The sequence below is a fragment of the Tritonibacter scottomollicae genome (genome assembly GCF_032924845.1).
Taxonomy (GTDB): domain Bacteria; phylum Pseudomonadota; class Alphaproteobacteria; order Rhodobacterales; family Rhodobacteraceae; genus Epibacterium; species Epibacterium scottomollicae.
Map to the genome: position 1 here is coordinate 3,982,391 of NZ_CP136704.1, position 17,132 is coordinate 3,999,522.

14 protein-coding genes are annotated in these 17,132 nt (G+C 61.1%); 12 read left to right on the top strand and 2 right to left on the bottom strand.

Translation table 11 applies throughout. The features are described 5' to 3' along the window. The first annotated feature begins 83 nt into the window (after nucleotides 1-83). From R1T40_RS19705 to R1T40_RS19730, 6 genes are all read left to right on the top strand, one after another. Nucleotides 84-2,858: a methyl-accepting chemotaxis protein gene (locus R1T40_RS19705; protein WP_317385354.1), complete on the top strand. Its 2,775-nt coding sequence runs from the start codon at nucleotides 84-86 to the stop codon at nucleotides 2,856-2,858. Nucleotides 2,859-3,052: 194 nt separating this feature from the next. After that, nucleotides 3,053-5,143: a 3-hydroxyacyl-CoA dehydrogenase NAD-binding domain-containing protein gene (locus R1T40_RS19710; protein WP_317385355.1), complete on the top strand. Its 2,091-nt coding sequence runs from the start codon at nucleotides 3,053-3,055 to the stop codon at nucleotides 5,141-5,143. Nucleotides 5,144-5,166: 23 nt separating this feature from the next. After that, complete coding sequence (locus R1T40_RS19715) at nucleotides 5,167-6,345, top strand: acetyl-CoA C-acyltransferase (RefSeq protein WP_106163897.1); 1,179 nt, start codon at nucleotides 5,167-5,169, stop codon at nucleotides 6,343-6,345. 243 nt (nucleotides 6,346-6,588) lie between these two features. Next, entirely contained in the window at nucleotides 6,589-7,383 is a 795-nt protein-coding gene (locus tag R1T40_RS19720; RefSeq protein ID WP_106163896.1) for an IclR family transcriptional regulator, read from the top strand. A 73-nt stretch (nucleotides 7,384-7,456) separates the two neighbouring features. Continuing rightward, nucleotides 7,457-8,194, top strand: a complete 738-nt coding sequence (locus R1T40_RS19725) for a DUF1868 domain-containing protein (RefSeq protein WP_317385356.1) — start codon at nucleotides 7,457-7,459, stop codon at nucleotides 8,192-8,194. A 203-nt stretch (nucleotides 8,195-8,397) separates the two neighbouring features. After that, on the top strand, nucleotides 8,398-9,360 hold the full coding sequence (locus R1T40_RS19730) for a glucokinase (RefSeq protein ID WP_317385357.1): 963 nt from the start codon (nucleotides 8,398-8,400) through the stop codon (nucleotides 9,358-9,360). 73 nt (nucleotides 9,361-9,433) lie between these two features. On the opposite strand, the gene R1T40_RS19735 is transcribed toward R1T40_RS19730, so the two are convergent. Together R1T40_RS19735 and R1T40_RS19740 are read right to left on the bottom strand one after the other, a co-directional pair. Continuing rightward, a complete protein-coding gene (locus R1T40_RS19735; RefSeq protein ID WP_317385358.1) occupies nucleotides 9,434-10,540 on the bottom strand; it encodes a Gfo/Idh/MocA family protein in 1,107 nt (368 codons plus the stop codon). An 11-nt stretch (nucleotides 10,541-10,551) separates the two neighbouring features. Beyond that, nucleotides 10,552-11,274 carry a GntR family transcriptional regulator gene (locus R1T40_RS19740; protein WP_317385359.1) on the bottom strand — a complete coding sequence of 241 codons (723 nt, stop codon included), beginning with the start codon at nucleotides 11,272-11,274 and terminating at the stop codon, nucleotides 10,552-10,554. Between the two features lie 111 nt (nucleotides 11,275-11,385). On the opposite strand from R1T40_RS19740, the gene R1T40_RS19745 reads away from it, so the two are divergent. The 6 genes from R1T40_RS19745 to R1T40_RS19770 all read left to right on the top strand — a co-directional run bounded on the left by R1T40_RS19745 (nucleotide 11,386) and on the right by R1T40_RS19770 (nucleotide 16,992). Next, nucleotides 11,386-12,540, top strand: a complete 1,155-nt coding sequence (locus tag R1T40_RS19745) for an LLM class flavin-dependent oxidoreductase (RefSeq protein ID WP_317385360.1) — start codon at nucleotides 11,386-11,388, stop codon at nucleotides 12,538-12,540. Beyond that, nucleotides 12,540-13,430, top strand: coding sequence for an aldo/keto reductase (locus R1T40_RS19750; RefSeq protein WP_317385361.1), 891 nt, complete (start codon nucleotides 12,540-12,542; stop codon nucleotides 13,428-13,430). Before R1T40_RS19745 ends, R1T40_RS19750 begins: the two co-directional genes overlap by 1 nt. Before the next feature lie 13 nt (nucleotides 13,431-13,443). Then, a complete protein-coding gene (locus R1T40_RS19755; protein WP_106163939.1) occupies nucleotides 13,444-13,953 on the top strand; it encodes a flavin reductase family protein in 510 nt (169 codons plus the stop codon). Nucleotides 13,954-14,014: 61 nt separating this feature from the next. Beyond that, complete coding sequence (locus R1T40_RS19760; protein ID WP_317385362.1) at nucleotides 14,015-14,605, top strand: TRAP transporter small permease; 591 nt, start codon at nucleotides 14,015-14,017, stop codon at nucleotides 14,603-14,605. Further along, nucleotides 14,605-15,894 (top strand): TRAP transporter large permease, encoded by a 1,290-nt coding sequence (locus R1T40_RS19765; protein ID WP_106163888.1) that lies wholly within the window; start codon nucleotides 14,605-14,607, stop codon nucleotides 15,892-15,894. Before R1T40_RS19760 ends, R1T40_RS19765 begins: the two co-directional genes overlap by 1 nt. A gap of 36 nt (nucleotides 15,895-15,930) precedes the next feature. Then, on the top strand, nucleotides 15,931-16,992 hold the full coding sequence (locus R1T40_RS19770) for a TRAP transporter substrate-binding protein (protein WP_317385363.1): 1,062 nt from the start codon (nucleotides 15,931-15,933) through the stop codon (nucleotides 16,990-16,992). Nucleotides 16,993-17,132: the final 140 nt, after the last annotated feature.

The following is a 17,132-nucleotide window of genomic DNA, read 5'->3' on the forward strand; positions in this document are numbered from 1 at the left end:
TGTCTGCCCGATCTTCTCCTGTCCATGCGATCGCGCGCTATCCTCAGCGCCAAGCGTGGCTTTCCAGCGCGCAGAGTGAGCCAATGACCGATACTTCCACTATCAAACCCGCCCGCCGCCGTCGCTTCGGTCTGCTGCGCAGTATTCGCGCCAAGATGGGAATGATCCTGCTGCTGATGGGCATCTCGTTCGGGCTGTTCGCCTACATGATGTATTCGGTCTTGAACAAGATCGATCAGGACATGACCAATCTCAATACCGAGAAGCTTCCGGACTTGGTGCTTGCCGGTGAGATATCGCTTGCGGCCGGGCTTGCCAAAGACGGCATGATCTCTTTGATGATTGCAGATGATACCGCGGGCATCGATGCCGCGGTGGCCAAGGTCGCAACCTCAACTGAGATGCTGCTGGCGTTGATATCGGACTTGGATGAGACCATGCAGCCCGAGTTCGAAGCGGGCGCGTCGGAAGTGTCGGACGCCCTGACTGATCTGGCCTCGGCCCGGCGGATGGCATTGGAAAGCGATGCGCAGATCGATGTCGGAGTTGAAGACTTGCATCGGATCAGCAGTGAACTGCGTGGGTTGATGATGGAGCTGACACAGTCAGCCTCGGTTGAGCTGAACAAGGGGGCGGTGGCCACCTACAGCGCCATCGATGACTCCCTGAAGACCCTTGTAGAAGTGGACTTTCAGAACCTGAAAATGTTGCTGGAGGCCCGAGCGGAACTGAACCTGCTGGCCGGCACGGCTGTGGCATTTGGTGGAACGAAGGATCCGACGACACTGGCGGAGTTGCAGAAGCTGGCCGACAGTTCAGATGCCCGTTTGCTGGAGCTTGCCGATCTTATCGAGGCGAACGCGCCCGAGTTGCTTGATGTTTCCCTGCTTCGGAATGCGTCCTTCACACTTCAGTCAGTGATCGCACAGAGCCTGTTTCCATCGGAAACTCTGCGTCAGGCGGCTATGAAAGCGCGTGCGGATACGGAGCGCTTTATCGTGATGGGGATCGACGCGCAGGTCGACAAACTCTCCATCGCAGCTGACCGGGCGAGCAAGGAAAACGGGGATGCGCTGCGCCGCCTCATGAAAAACGAAGTCGGTTTTCTCAATACGCTGATGGATATCAGTGCCGGGGTCAACGCGTTCCAAGTGGCCGCCCTTGATGTGATCACTTCGAATGACGAGGCGCTTGTCAACGACGCCGCGTTCGATATGTCGAGTGCGAGCATGAACCTGTCCTTTTATGAGGACTTTGAAGACGTTCGCGTGGGCGATTTGCTGAAGAAACTCGGTGCCCTCAACGCGCCGGAGACGGGCCTTGCAGCGCTTCGGATCAATGTTCTCAATGCCCGGGCTGCCGCAGACGTGGCCACCCGCGAAACCGAGGTAACAGTCGTCGGAATTGCAGAGCGCGCAGCGAACTTTGCTGCGGGGTCGCTGACGGGCATTGGCGGCATGGCGCGCGACATCTCTGCTGAAATCGCAACGGCGAACCGCAACCTGATTGTGTCTCTCGGCTGGATTGCTGGAGTATTCTTGACCGCGTTGCTGTTGATGCAGATGCTGGTCATGCGTCCATTGAACCGCGTCAGCGCCAGCACCGAACGGCTTGCAAATGGCGATCGTAGCCCGGTTGTCGGCTTTGAACGGGCCAGCACCGAGATTTTCCGCATTGCGCGGTCTTTGTCCGTATTCCGCGACGGTATCGTCGAGAAAGAAGAAATGGAACGGCTTGCCGAGGAGGAGCGCAGCCAGCGCATGGCCGCTCAGGAAAAGGCCGTGTCGGCTCTGGGGAATGGGTTGTCCCGCTTGTCCGAAGGGGATCTGACCGCGCGAATAGACTATGAACTGTCCGAAGGCTATGAGCAGTTGCGTGCAGACTTCAACCGCACCTTGGATACGTTGAACGAAACGGTTGGGCAGGTGGTGGAGACCTCGTCTTCGATCCGCAATGGTGCGTCAGAGATCAGCCAGGCCTCGCAAGATCTGTCCCATCGCACTGAAAGCCAGGCCGCCACTCTGGAGCAGACCGCGGCTGCCCTTGATGAGATGACCGCAAGCGTAAAATCCGCAGCGGAAGGCGCACGCGATGTGGAGAGCACCACGAATGAGACGCGCAGTGAAGCCGAGGCGAGTGGTGATATCGTGAAGAACGCCGTGTCTGCCATGACCGAGATCGAGCAAAGCTCCAGCAAGATCTCCCAGATCATCTCTGTGATCGATGACATTGCGTTCCAGACCAATTTGCTGGCTTTGAACGCAGGCGTCGAGGCCGCTCGGGCCGGTGAGGCCGGTCGCGGCTTTGCGGTGGTGGCCTCTGAAGTGCGGGGGCTCGCGCAACGATCTTCCGATGCCGCGCTGGAGATCAAGAACCTTATCAGTGATAGCTCAAAACAGGTGGAACGTGGTGTTGATCTGGTTGGTAAGGCGGGTGGTGCCTTGGAGAGCATCCTTCAACGCGTCTCCCATATCTCACAGTTGATTTCTGGCATCGCCACTGGCGCACAGGAGCAATCCACCGGTTTGGCGGAAATCAATACCGGCATGAACCAGCTCGATCAGGTGACCCAGCAGAACGCCGCAATGGTAGAACAGGCGACCGCCGCTGGTCAGTTGCTGAATTCTGATGCTCAGACCCTGGGCGAGTTGGTCGCGCGTTTCCAGACTGCACAAGCGACACACCTCTCTGTGGAAGCGCCGCAAGACGCGCCCGCTGAAATCGCCCCTGAGCCAACCAGTTGGGGAAATGGCGATGGAGCGGAATGGGAGACCGCAGAGCCCATTGCGGCGCCGGAAACGGATTGGACGGACTTCAATTGGGACGAGAACGGTCAGCAGGCCACCGGCACGTCCTGAAAAAATCACAGCAACTGAAACGTACAAACCCCGGCTGGTCTCATGACCAGCCGGTTTTTTCATGGGGTCATGGAGTAGGGGCCATGGAATAAATTCCACATTGAAAGACATAATTCCGCATATTGAAATTTGTGGAGGGATCATCTAGGCCTTTCAGACAAATGCGCCCTGCGTCTTGGAAAGAGGAACCGCCCGTGTCGAACCCTGTGTCCCTGAAAACCACTGATGCTATTGCAGTCATCGCCATCGCCAACCCGCCGGTGAACGCGCTGAGCCATGCGGTCCGCGCCGGACTGGATGCGGCCTTCGCCGAAATTGCGGACCGCAAGGACCTGGAGGCAGTGGTCCTCTATGGCACCGACCGGACCTTTATAGCCGGCGCGGATATCCGCGAATTTGGCAAGCCTCCGCAGGAACCCTTTTTGCCCGACCTCATCAACCGGATCGAAGCCTGCGATTTGCCCGTCGTTGCGGCTTTGCACGGCACGGCGTTGGGGGGCGGGCTTGAGGTCGCGATTGGCGCGCACTACCGCGTCGCGGTGCCGTCCGCGCGCTTTGGGCTGCCTGAAGTGACGCTTGGTATTTTGCCCGGAGCGGGGGGTACGCAGCGTCTGCCGCGTTTGGCTGGGGTGGAGGTCGCACTCGACTTGATCACCTCCGGTCGTCAGATCGGTACAGAAGAAGCGCTCACCGCAGGTGTTCTCGACAAGATCGCCGAAACGCATGATCCGCGCACTGCCGGTCTTGCCTATGCTCGAGAGTTGATATCGGAAGGCGCAGGCCCGCGCCGTACCAGCGAGAGCAGCGTCGCCATCGGGGACGTCGATGTCTTTGATGAGACGCGTCGGAAGATGGCCAAAAAAGCGCGAGGCCAGATCGCTCCGCAGAATTGCATCAAGGCGGTGGAGGCTGCCGTCAACTTGCCCTTCTCCGAAGGGCTGGCCCAGGAGCGCGCCCTGTTTCAGGAGTTGATGGAAAGCGATCAGAGATCGGCGCTGATCCACGCGTTCTTCTCAGAGCGGCAAGTGGCGAAAGTGCCTGATATCAAGGGGGTGCAACCTCGGGATACGGACCGGATCGGTGTGATCGGTGGCGGGACAATGGGGGCGGGGATCGCTGTATCAGCATTGCTCGCGGGCCTTGATGTAACGTTGATTGAACGCGATGCGGAGGCCGTTGCCCGGGCGGAAAAGACCGTTTCCGCAACGCTGCAAGGCTCTGTCAAACGCGGCAAGCTTGCTCAGGAGAAATATGACGCCATCATGGCCGGTACCTTCCGTGCCAGTGACGACTACGCATCCCTCGCGCAGGCCGACATCGTCATCGAGGCCGTGTTCGAGAGCATGGAGGTGAAGAAGGATGTCTTCACCAAGCTGGACGCGATCTGTAAGCCAGATGCCATTTTGGCCTCCAACACCTCCTACCTTGATGTCAACGAAATCGCAGCGATGACCTCTCGGCCTGCGGATGTGATTGGCCTGCATTTCTTCTCGCCTGCCCATGTCATGCGGCTGCTGGAGATCGTTGTGGCCGGCAAGACCGCGCCCGAGGTCACCGCGACGGGCTTTGCCCTGGCCAAGCGGCTGAAGAAGGTCGCCGTGCGTGCGGGGGTGTGCGATGGCTTTATCGGCAACCGCATCCTCAGCCATTATCGCAAAGCGGGCGACGGCGCCGTGTTGGCCGGGGCAAGCCCGTTTGACGTGGATCGGGCGCTCACGGAGTTTGGTCTCGCCATGGGGCCCTATGCGGTGAGCGATCTTGCTGGGCTGGATATTGGCTGGGCTACGCGCAAGCGGCTCGCCCCCACCCGCGACCCGCGCGAAACCTACGCGGAATTTGCCGACCGCCTATGCGAGGCAGGCGATTTTGGACGCAAAACGGGCAAGGGGTTTTACGTCTACGAGGATGGCGCACAGACTCCCAATGACGCGGTGTTGGATCATATCGCCACCGAACGCGCGGCCAAAGGGATCACGGCGCGCGACATCTCGGATCAGGAGATCGTCGACCGCTACATGGCCGCAATGGTCAACGAGGCCGCTCGTGTGGTCGAGGAGGGCATCGCTCTGCGTCCGCTGGATGTCGATGTGACGCTACTGAATGGCTATGGCTTTCCACGCTGGCGCGGCGGACCGATGCATTACGCCGACAGTGTTGGCCTCGACAAGATCCTCGCTGATATCGAAGGTTTCGCCGCCGAGGACTCGTTCCTCTGGCAGCCCGCACCGCTCCTGAAACGCTTGGTCGCTGAGGGTAAGACCTTTGCTGACCTCAACGCTGCCTGATCACCTCGAAGAGGAATTTCCCCATGAAACAAGCTGTTATCGTCTCCACCGCCCGGACCGGCCTCGCCAAATCCTATCGGGGTGCGTTCAATGACACCCATGGCGCGCAGATGGCGGGGCATGCCATCGAACACGCGGTCGCGCGCTCGAAGGTGGACCCGGCACTGATTGAGGACGCTTTCATCGGCTGCGGCTATCCCGAGGGCTGGACCGGCGGCAATATCGCGCGTCAGGCCGTGCTGCGTGCCGGATTGCCGGTCACAGTGGCCGCCGCCACCGTGAACCGCTTCTGCTCTTCCGGCCTGCAGGCGGTGGCAATGGCCTCGCACGCGATCACCATGGAGGGCGCCTCTGCCGCCATCGCTGGCGGTGTCGAGAGCATCAGCCAGATGCCCCCCTCGCGCCCGGCGCAGCGGCGCGATGACTGGCTTGAGGCAAACAAGCCCGAGGTCTACATGACCATGATCGAAACCGCCGATATCGTGGCGCAGCGCTATGGCATCAGCCGGGACGCACAGGATGCGCTGGCGCTGGAAAGCCAGATGCGCACCGCCGCGGCCCAGAGCTCGGGCAAATTCGATGATGAGATCGTGCCGATCACCGTCACGCAGAAGATCACCGACAAGGAAACCAAGGAGGTCTCCTACAAGGAGGTCACCTTCGCCATGGATGATTGTAACCGTCCCAACACCACGCTGGAGGGTCTGTCCGGCCTGAACCCGGTGCGCGGCGAGGGTAATTTCGTGACTGCGGGCAATGCTTCGCAACTGTCGGACGGGGCCGCCGCATTGGTGGTGATGGACGCCGATCTGGCCGCACAACAGGGGCTGGAGCCATTGGGCGCGCTCAAGGGGTTCGTGACCGCAGGCTGCGAGCCGGACGAGATGGGCATCGGCCCGGTCTTTGCCGTGCCGCGTCTGCTGGAACGTCACGGGCTGAAGGTCTCCGACATCGACCTGTGGGAGCTGAACGAAGCCTTCGCGAGCCAGGCGCTCTATTGTCGCGAGCGGCTGGAGATCGACCCGGCGATCTGCAACGTCAACGGGGGCTCGATCTCCATCGGCCACCCCTTCGGCATGACTGGCGCGCGGATGACCGGGCACTTGCTGCTGGAAGGCAAGCGGCGCGGTGCCAAGCTCGGCGTTGTCACCATGTGCATCGGCGGCGGTCAGGGCGCAGCTGGCCTGTTCGAGATCTTCTGATCGGAGGCCTATACGCGCCGGCGCAATTAGTCGGCGCGTGTTGAGGGTCGCCCCTCAGTTCGCCGGTGTCGGCAAGCAGCGAAATCGCTCCACTCAGCTGGGGCGCCTGCCAAGATGTTGCGCACCACTCTTGGTGCACGGGCCTAAGCAAATCGCGTGCTGCGGGGTGACGAATGTGCTTTTCTTGATGCGAGTTAGGGTCTTATGATGACGCCCCCGGATGATCCAACAGGACGGAAAACCATGCGTGAGCTTGAGCAGGACCGGCGATACGCCAATACGCTGGCCCGTGGCCTTCGTATCCTGCGTGCCTTTCGCCCGTCCGACAACGGTCTGGGAAATCTCGAAATTTCCGAGCGCACCGGCATCCCAAGGTCAACTGTGTCACGTCTGACCTTCACGCTATGTGCGTTGGGATACCTGACTCACGGGCGTCATTTCGACAAATATCGCCTCGGACCGGCGGCGCTGGCCTTGGGAAATATCGCATCGGCGGCCTTTGGCTTTGTGTCGGTCGCGGCACCGATCATGCAGGCGCTTGCCAATCAGATGAACGCGCTGGTTGGCGTGTCGATCCAGGACGATGGCAATATGCTGATCGTGAAAACCTGGCGGCCCGAAGGTTCACGCACCATTTGGCTTGATGTGGGGTACCGTATGCCGGTGCTGACGTCCTCCTCCGGTGTCGCATATCTTGGTGCGCTGTCGCGCGATGAGCGGGAAAAGCTGGAAGCCTTGTTGCCGGAGGCCGACGCAGAGGCCTGTGAAGAGGTCTGGCAGCGCGAACGCTTGCAGCTGCAGCGCGAGGGCTATGTCTGTGTCGAGGAGGAGGCCCGCTATTCGCGCGCCATCAACGCCGTCGCGACGCCGTTTCGCCCCTCCGAAATCGGCGAACCGGTCTCGTTCTTCTGCGGGGCAAATGTCGATGACCTCAGCGATACGCGCATCCACGGCGAAGTGGGCGCGGAACTGGTGCGTGCGGTCAACAGGCTCAAATCTCTAACCGGACATGCCGTGTCAGCGGTCTCGTCAGAGTAGCTGGCATGTGTCAAACCATTGACATGTAAGGCGCGTAGACCTGTTCGGTAGGACTATCAAAGGACTTTGCCCCATGGCCACTTTTCGCCCCGATCCGATGCGTTTTCTGACTGGCGCCGATGCCGAAACGTCTCGCCCGAAGGCGGTTTCCGACCCGGGGCAGGGTGGAAAATTCACCCCCAATGGAGGGGTGCTGCCCTTTCCCGGCAACACGGTACTCTGCCACATCGACCCGGCGAGTGATGTGCACGCGGCCCTGTGCGACATGCAGGATGAAATCCGGCAGAGCGATTTCGGTGCTCTGTTCACCTATTTGCCCCCCGCTAGCCTGCACATGACGGTGTTCCAGGGCATTGCTCCCGATGAACGGAACTGGCCCGCAGATATTCCGGTCGAGGCGACCCGCGATGAGGTGACAGCCGCATTCCGGCAGCGGCTGGACGGGCAAGACCTGCCTGCAACCCGCCGTGTCTGCGCGCGCGGCCTCTACGGTGGACATTCACTGACGCTTGAAGGGGCCGACGAGATCGCAGAGGCCCGCCTGCGGGCAACCCGTGTTTCTCTGCGCGAGCTGACCGGATTGCGGCAGGACCATTTTGACACTTACACGTTTCATGTGACCCTTGCCTATCTGTTGCGCTGGCTTGATGTGGCAGAGGCGGCGGATCTGCTGTCATTCTCCGATGAGCTTTTTGCCCGCTATGCGGATCGGCTGGCTGTGATAGAGCTTGGCCCACTGGAGCTGTGCACATTCGAGCATATGCACCATTTTGAACCGGTGGCTTATCTGACACGCGCGGCGTCATCTTGATGAACTGTTTGCGCTAACGCTTGCCTTGCGAGATATCACAGGCAACAGTCACGCGACTCCGAGGATAGGGCCCGCAAAGCGGTCATAATCGACGTGCAGGTCTTGACCTGCGCCATGCGAGGCTGTTTGACCCTTGGCAACTGACAACCTGAGCATCGGGTCCGGCCACCCTTATGGGCAGGCACCGGACTGGAGGGGCAAAGATGTGGAATCTCATCGCCGACGTTGGCGGAACCAACATGCGACTGGCAGCTGTGAACGCCGAGGGCGATATTCTCGAACGCGCCCGCTATGACACCAAAGGCACGCTGAACCTTGAGCAGGCCTGCGCGGATTTCGCAGCCCATCGCGGTAGTGCGCCGGGCCGGGCCGTGATTGCGGCAGCGGGTGTCGTGCGCGACGGCTCCGTGCAATTGACCAATGCAGATCAGAGCTTTTCCGAACGCGGTATCGCCGTGGCGCTCGGGATCGAACGCGCAAAAGTGCTGAATGATTTCGAGGCGGCCGCCTGGTCTCTGGCCACGGTGGCAGAGGGGGATGTGACCGTCCTTCAAGGGCAGGCGGTGTTTCCGCGCGAACCTTGCCTGATTGTTGGCCCCGGGACCGGCCTCGGGGTGGGGGCGCTGGTCTGGGCCAATGGTGAACCCTGCGTGATTCCGGGCGAGGGCGGACATGTGGCGCTTGGTCCGCGCACCCCGGAGGAGGTGCCGATCTTTGAGGCGCTGCGCGAAGAATGGCCCGAGGTCGGCATGGGGCCGGGGTTGGTGGTCGAAGCCGAAGCCATTCTTTCGGGCACCGGCTTGCCATATTTCTATCGCGCGGTGGCCAAGAGCATGGATTTGACCGCCCCACTGGGGACAGGTGCTGAAATTTTCGAGGCCGCGAAAGCGAGGCTTGATACCGCCGCAATACGCGCGGTTGAGCTGTTCGTGCAGTATCTCGCGGGTGTCGCTGGCGATCTCGGCCTTGTTTTTGCAGCCAAGGGCGGCGTCTTCATCAGCGGGGGTGTGGCGGCGGCCAACCCGTGGATTTTTGATGAGGCTTTTGTTGCGGCCTTCAACGCGGGTGGGCGCCATACGTCCTGGCGACAGGAGCTGCCGCTGCACCTCTACCATCAACCCAACTTCGGCCTGATCGGGGCTCGCAACTACTTGACGGCGCGGTAGCTGCACAGACAAGCGTAAGCACGCGTTTAAAAGGCCGCCTCCGTGGGGGCGGCCTTTCGCAAATTCTGTGACGTCACAGCAGCTCTGCAATCTCCACGGCGCGATGCTCGGTCATGGAGATCTGCGCCGCCATGCCCATCAGCACCGCGATGCGACCGTCCTCCAAGCTTACGTCGGGGTGCGCGCGCAGGCCACGCACCAGATCTAGAAAACCCTTGTGCTGATAGAAGGTCGATCCATTGTGGTCGCCGGCTTCCAGCAGCGTGGGGTCGACCGGGATGTCGCGAATCTCCGGCCCCTTGGGGGCGCGTGGCGAGACTACAACCTGCGGAACCGGCGGTTCGCCCAGATGGTCCGGCCAGAACCGGCCCGGCCCCGGCACCAGCGCCTCGATCTTGCCCTTTGGACCCACGGCAGAGATTTCTTCCTGATAGCGGGCGCCTTCGGCGAACATGCACAGCTCCAGCATGGCGCGGGTTCCATTGGCAAAATCGACAATGACATAGCCGTTGTCGAGAATATCCGGCGCCTCGTCGTCATAGCGTTCACCCAGATGGTTCACATCCGCGCCCCCCGAGGCCAGCACCCGAACAGGTTCCGACTTCAGCGTCAGCCGCATCAGGTCGAAGAAGTGGCAGCATTTCTCCACAAATGTCCCACCGGTGAAGCGGTTGAAACGGTTCCAGTCGCCGACCTTTTCGAGGAAGGGAAACCGGTGCTCGCGGATGGTGAGCATCTTGATGCCGCCAGTGGCCGCCTCGGCCTCGGCCAGCAGGGTCGCCACGGGCGGCATGTAGCGATATTCCATCGCCACCCACACCGGCGCGGGGTAATTGGCGCGGAACGCCGCCAGTCGCTCCGCATGTGCGGGGTCAGTGAAGAGCGGTTTTTCCACCAGCACCGGCAGCGGACGATGGGCCGCCAGGGCCTCCAGCTGTTCAACGTGGCGATAGTTGGGGCTGGCGATCAGGATACAGTCCAGCGCCTCCACCGCCAGCAGCGCGTCCACGCTGTCGACAAACTGCGCGTCGGGTGCGAACTTGCGGCTCTCCGTGGCCATCTGGGCGTCCGGCTCAAAGATCGCCGCGACGCGTGTGTCGTCCAACAGTGCGATGTTGCGCAGGTGTTCCTGCCCCATCATGCCGCAGCCGATGACGCCGTAATTGATAATTTGTGACAAGAGTGTCTCCCTCAGATCAGGCGCTGTACATAGAGCGCCTTGTTCGTGTCGAACCAGGTTCTGGAAAACTCCACCGGGGCCGCAACCTCGGCCCAGCTGAAGCGTTCGATATAGCCGGTGAGCGTTCCGGGCCGGAGCGCAAAGCTGTTCGGGGCCCAGTCGGGCACATGGCCGATGGACACGCGGTCCTCGGCACGGGCGATGATCAGGCCCAATTGCATCTGATACGTGCGGTAGAGCGAATCTGACATCTGCTCGGGCTTGATGATGCCGGCGTCCCCATCGAGCCAGATCTCCTCTACCGCGATCGGAATGCGGTTGAGAAATCGCAGGCGGCGTACCCGTGTGCCGTGATCTGCGGTGCCAAACACTGGCAGATCTGCCGGTTTTTCGACGGCAGACACCTCCAGAATATCGGCAGTGGGCAGGCCCCCACCCGTGGTCAATTCGAGCCGGAACATCGAATAAACGCTCTGCGCCTTGTGGTTGGCGTGGATGTAGTTTCCGGAGCCCTGCACACGTTCCAGAAGCCCTTTTTTCTCCAGCTCGTACAAGGACTTGCGCAGGGTGCGCACGGTGGTCCCATGGTTCTTTGCCATCTCCCGTTCGGGCGGCAGGCGTTGCCCATCGACCAGACGCCCGGCGGCGATCTCGCGGATCAGGAATTCGCTGATCTGCATGTAGATCGGCAGGGCGGTTGGGGTGTCTCGGTCAAGGTCGTTCAGCGGGGTCATGCGGGGTCCCATGCGCAAGAGTGTGGACGGGCGGAAATAATTGATGCACCATTGATGTACTTTAAATCCGCTGCTACGCAAGAGGAAATTCGACTGTTCCAGGAGAGCCAAATGACCGTCGTTCCCATCACATCGCCCGATCTGGACGCTGCCGAAGTCTCGTGGTTTTCTGCCCTGTGTTCGGATGACTACCAGTTCCTCGGCGTGCCGGATGGCGACCTTCGGTCATCCTGGGCCCATTGTTCCGAGATTGTGAAAACCGCCGAAGCGCAGGGTTTCCGCAACATCCTGTGTCCCTCCTCCTATCAGGTGGGGCAGGACACGCTGTCGTTCGTCGCTGGGTGTGCTCCGATCACCTCGAAGATCAACATGCTGGCGGCGGTGCGCTGTGGTGAGATGCAGCCCATCATGCTGGCCCGCACCCTCGCGACGCTCGATCACATGCTGGAAGGCCGCCTGACGGTGAATATCATCTCTTCCGATTTTCCGGGCGAGAAGGCCGAGAGCGCGTATCGCTATCAGCGCTCGCGAGAGGTCGTGGAGATCCTGAAACAGGCGTGGACCCGGGACGAGATCAACTACGAAGGTGAGGTCTATAACTTCTCCGGGCTCACCACGGATCCGGTAAGGCCGTACCAGACCGGCGGTCCGTTGCTGTATTTTGGCGGCTATAGCCCCTCGGCACTGGAGCTGTGCGGGCAGCATTGCGATGTCTACCTGATGTGGCCGGAAAAGATGGAAGAGCTTCAGGGCCGCATGCAGGCCGTGCACGCGGTGGCGGAACAATACGATCGTACACTGGACTACGGTCTGCGCGTGCACACCATCGTGCGCGATACCGAAGCAGAAGCGCGCGAATATGCCGACTATATCGTGTCGCAGCTCGACGACGGGCAAGGCACCGCCATTCGGGAGCGGGCGCTGGATGCCAAATCGCTCGGGGTGAGCCATCAGGCCAAGAACCGCGAGATCGCGGATGATGACGGCTTTATCGAGCCGCATCTTTGGACTGGCGTTGGCCGTGCCCGTTCGGGCTGCGGTGCGGCATTGGTTGGCTCCACCGACCAGGTGATGAGCAAGCTGGAGGCCTATCAGAAGATGGGCATCCGCGCCTTCATCCTGTCGGGCTACCCCCATATCGAGGAAGCCGAACACTTCGGTGCGCGCATCCTCCCCAACATGAAAACCTGCTCGCTGCCCGAGGCCTATGGCCGGGTGCCGGCGAGCCCCCCAGAAACACCGCTTGGTGTAGGAGTGCGCCGCTGATGGATCGCGTAAAGCTAGCTGACGACCTTGAACTTTCCCGCCTGATCTACGGCATGTGGCGGATCGGTGATGACGCCGATACATCCGTCAAACATGTCGAAGCCAAGATCCACGCCTGCCTGGAACAGGGGATCACCACCTTCGATCAGGCTGACATCTATGGCGATTACGGCGCCGAAGCGATCCTTGGCGCAGCGCTCAAGTCGAACCCTGCGTTGCGGGCGCAGATGGAGATCGTGACGAAATGCGATATCGTTGCGCCCATCGGCATCCACAGCGACAAGCCTGTCAAATACTATGACACGTCGCGCGCCTACATCGAGAGTGCGGTAGAGCGCTCCTTGCGCGAAATGAACATCGAGCAGATCGACCTGTTGCTGATCCACCGTCCGGACCCGCTGATGGACCATCACGAAACCGGTGCGACGCTTGATGATCTGGTCAAATCGGGCAAGGTGAAAGCCGTAGGTGTGTCGAATTTCCGTCCCTGGGACTGGAACCTGCTGCAATCGGCGATGACCAGCCCCCTGGTGACCAACCAGATCGAGATTTCGCTTTCTGAGCCTGCGCCCTTCACCAATGGCGATCTGGCGTTCCACCAGATGAACGCGCAGCCAATCATGGCGTGGTCGCCGCTTGGCGGCGGCAGCCTGATGACCGGTCAGGGGGAGCTGGCCTCGCGTCTGGATCAGATCGCGACCGCGCAGGGTGTCGACCGCGCCGCCGTGGCTGTGGCCTTCTTGTTGCGTCACCCGGCGATGATCCTGCCGGTGCTGGGCACCAACAACCTGTCACGCATCCAAAACATTTCGGACGCGCTGAAGGTGGAGCTGGACCGCCAGAGCTGGTTCCGCCTCTACGAGGCCGCCTTGGGCCAGGAGGTCGCGTAACATGGGCCTGCACATGAGCAACAAAACACAACAGGCCTTTGTGCCGGACGAGAGCAACACCCGACTGCTGCGCGATGCTTTTGGCCGCTTTGCAACCGGCGTGACCATCGTGACGGCGCAGACGCCCGAAGGTGTGGTGGCGATCACCGCCAGCAGTTTTTCCTCGGTGTCACTGACCCCGCCGATGGTTCTGTGGTCGCCGGACCGCAACTCGCGGCGCTTTCCCTATTTCGAGGCCGCAGAGCACTACGCGATCCATGTCCTTGCCGCCGATCAGCAGGACCTTTGCTACAGCGTGGCAAAGGATGCGGCCGGGCTGCGTGATCTCGACCTGGCGCTGAATGCGGAGGGCGTGCCGGTGCTTGAGGGCTGTCTGGCGCGTTTCGAATGTAGCCGCCATGCGGTTTATGACGGGGGAGACCATGCCATCGTGCTGGGCGTCGTGAACCGGGCGGAGATGCGTGAGGAAGGCGAGGCGCTTGCCTTCTTCAAAGGGCAAATGGGCCGCGTTACCGGGCACTGACAGGTGCGCTGTCGGGGTGTCTGGGAGGGCGCTTCGAAGTTCGGGTTCTGGGAGGAGCAACATGAACGCATTGATGGCGGTGGTGACACCGCTGTACTGGATCAACTCAACCCTCTTGCGCATCGGGCGCTGGCTGGGATGTGCCGCTGTGGCGACCATGGTCGTGGCAATCCTGATTCAGGTCTTTTGTCGCTACGTTCTGAACAACGCGCTGCCCTGGCCTGACGAGGCGGCGCGATTCTGCATGCTCTGGATGACCGGCTTGATGGCGCCGACGGCGTTTCGCCAGGGTGGGTTTGTCGCCATCGATACGGTCTCTGCGATGCTGCCGCAGCGGGTCGGTTCGCTCCTGTCGCTCATCCTTCTGGGGCTCAGCCTGTTGGTGATGATCGTGGCAATCCAGATCGGCTACAATGAGGTCACCGGCATCGGTGGTCGCTTCGCCACAGCCTCTCTCTACCTGCCCACCTCCATCGCCTTTGACAGCTGGTTCCGGCTGCCGCGCAGCTGGATGATGCTCTCGCTTCTGGTGGGGCTGGCGTTGCTGATCCTCGTCAATGTTGAGCTGATCCTGCACCGCCTTGTTGCGCTTCTCGGCGGGGCGGACCGCCTGCCTGAAATTGAATTCGCCACTGCCAAAGGAGCCGAGTGATGCTGATCTGGTTCTTGCCGCTTTTCCTGCTGTTCCTGATGGTCGGCCTGCCGGTGTTCTTTGGCCTTCTGGCCGCGCCGGGCCTGATGCTGTGGCTGAACGGGCAGGAGCGTGACATCACGCTTTTGTACCGCAACCTCTATAACGGCATGGACAGTTTCCCATTGATGGCGATCCCCTTTTTCATGCTGGCGGGCGAATTGATGAACCGAGGCGGCATCACGCTGCGGCTGGTTGAATTCTCTCAGGCGCTGATGGGGCATCTGCGCGGGGGGCTTGCGCATGTTAACGTGCTGTCGTCGATGCTGTTTGCCGGTCTGTCCGGCTCGGCGGTGGCGGATACCTCGGCGCTCGGCTCCATGCTGATCCCGGCGATGGAAAAACAGGGCTACAGCCGCAAGTTCGCCGCCGCGATCACCGCCGCCAGCTCTGTCATCGGGCCGATCATTCCGCCGTCGGGCATCATGATCATCTACGCCTATGTGATGGGCGAAAGCGTCGCGGCGCTGTTCCTGGCCGGGCTGGTGCCGGGCATCCTCGTCGGGGTTGGCCTGATGGTCATGGTCAAGGTCATGGCCGATAAATACGACTTCCCCGTCGCCTCGCGCCGCTATTCTTGGGGCGAGCGGGGACAGGCGAGCCTTAAGGCGTTCTTCCCTCTGCTGACCCCTGTGATCATTCTCGGTGGCATCCTTGCAGGGGTCTTCACCCCGACCGAGGCCGCCGCCGTTGCCGTCGCCTATGCGCTGGTGATCGGTCTGTTTGTGCTGCGAACGCTTAAACTGGGCGAGCTGTCAGATGTCTTCACCCGGGCCGGCATTACCTCGTCTGTAGTGCTGTTGCTGGTGGGCGCGGCGATGTCGTTCAAGACGGTGGTGTCGCTGAGCCATGCCCCGGAGCAGCTGGCTGAGTTCATCCTGACGCTGACGGAAAACCCGCTGCTGCTGCTGTTCCTGATCAACCTGTTGCTGTTTGTGGTGGGGATGTTCCTCGATGCGGGACCGGCGATCATCATTCTCGGTCCTATCCTTGGCCCGGTGTTTGCAAGCCTTGGCGTCGATTCCGTGCATTTCGCCATCATCATGTGCGTGAACCTCACCGTGGGGCTGGCGACACCGCCGATGGGGCTGGTGCTGTTTGTGGCCTCTGCCGTTTCCGGCGAGCGGGTCACCACCATCGCGCGCGCCATCCTGCCGTTTCTGGCCGTAGAGATCGCGGTGATCTTCCTGATCACCTTCGTCCCGGCCATTTCCATGACGATCCCGCGTCTGACCGGGTTTGTGAATTGACTGCATAAAAGAGAAGAGCATCAGGGAGGACACTAAATGCTCAAGAAAGCCCTCAAGACGGTCGCCGTTGCGGCCCTTATGGCAGGGAGTGCGGCGACATCCGCATTGGCCGCGGATTACACCATCCGCGCCACCGCCAATTCCAACGAGAACGACGAGGACTATGACGGTCTCGTGGTGTTCAAGAACTATGTCGAGGCGGCCTCCAACGGCGCCATCGAGGTGGAATTGTTCATCGGCACCCAGCTGTGTTCGAACGGCGCGGAATGCCTGCAGGGCGTGGCTGATGGCTCCATCGACGTCTATATCTCCACCTCAGGCGGCGCGGCGGGCCTGTTCCCTTACGTGCAGGTGCTGGATTTGCCCTATCTGATGGCCAACGACCGGGTGGCGGAGCATGTGCTGTCGGGTGATTTCACCCGCACAATCCGCGATATGGCGCTGGAGGATTCCGGCGATACCATCCGCCTGATGACCATCGGCAACACCGGCGGCTGGCGCAACTTTGCCAACACCAAGCGCCGTGTGGCAGAGCCGTCTGATATGGAAGGCCTGAAGATCCGAACCGTGGTCGCGGACCTGCCGCAGGAACTGGTCAAGGCGCTGGGCGCTTCGCCGACCCCGATCCCATGGCCGGAGCTGTTCACCTCCTTTCAGACCGGCGTGGTCGAAGGCTCCAAGAACGGCATCACCGACATCATGGGCATGAAATTCCCGGATGCCGGGCTGCAGTACATCACCCTGGACGGTCACGCCTATATGGGCGCCCTGTGGTGGATGTCGAACGAGTCCTTCCTGGCGATGCCCGAAGATATGCGCCGGGTGGTTGTCGATGGTTTCTACGCGCTGCAGCAGGCCACTTTTGCCTCGCCCAAGCGCAAGTCGATCGCAGCCTACGAGGAATTCGTCGCGGGCGGCGGGGATCTGTATGTTCCGTCACCTGAGCAGAAAGCCGCCTTCAAAGAGGCTGCTTCGCCGGTCTACGACTGGTTCAAGGCCAATGTGACCAAGGGTGAGGAGGCCTTTGCCGCGCTGACCGATGCCGTCGCGGTTGCAGAAGAAGAGATCGACGCGGCCCGCGCCAAAGATCTGCAATAGTCCGAAGATTGCGAAATCGCAGGGACGGGCGGGCCATTGGTCCGCCCGTTCTGGTTTTCAGATGTGCGGCGGTGCCGGGTGTGTGTCGGACGGCGGTCAGTCTCGGCTTGATCTTCCGGTCCGGAAGATCAACCTTGGGG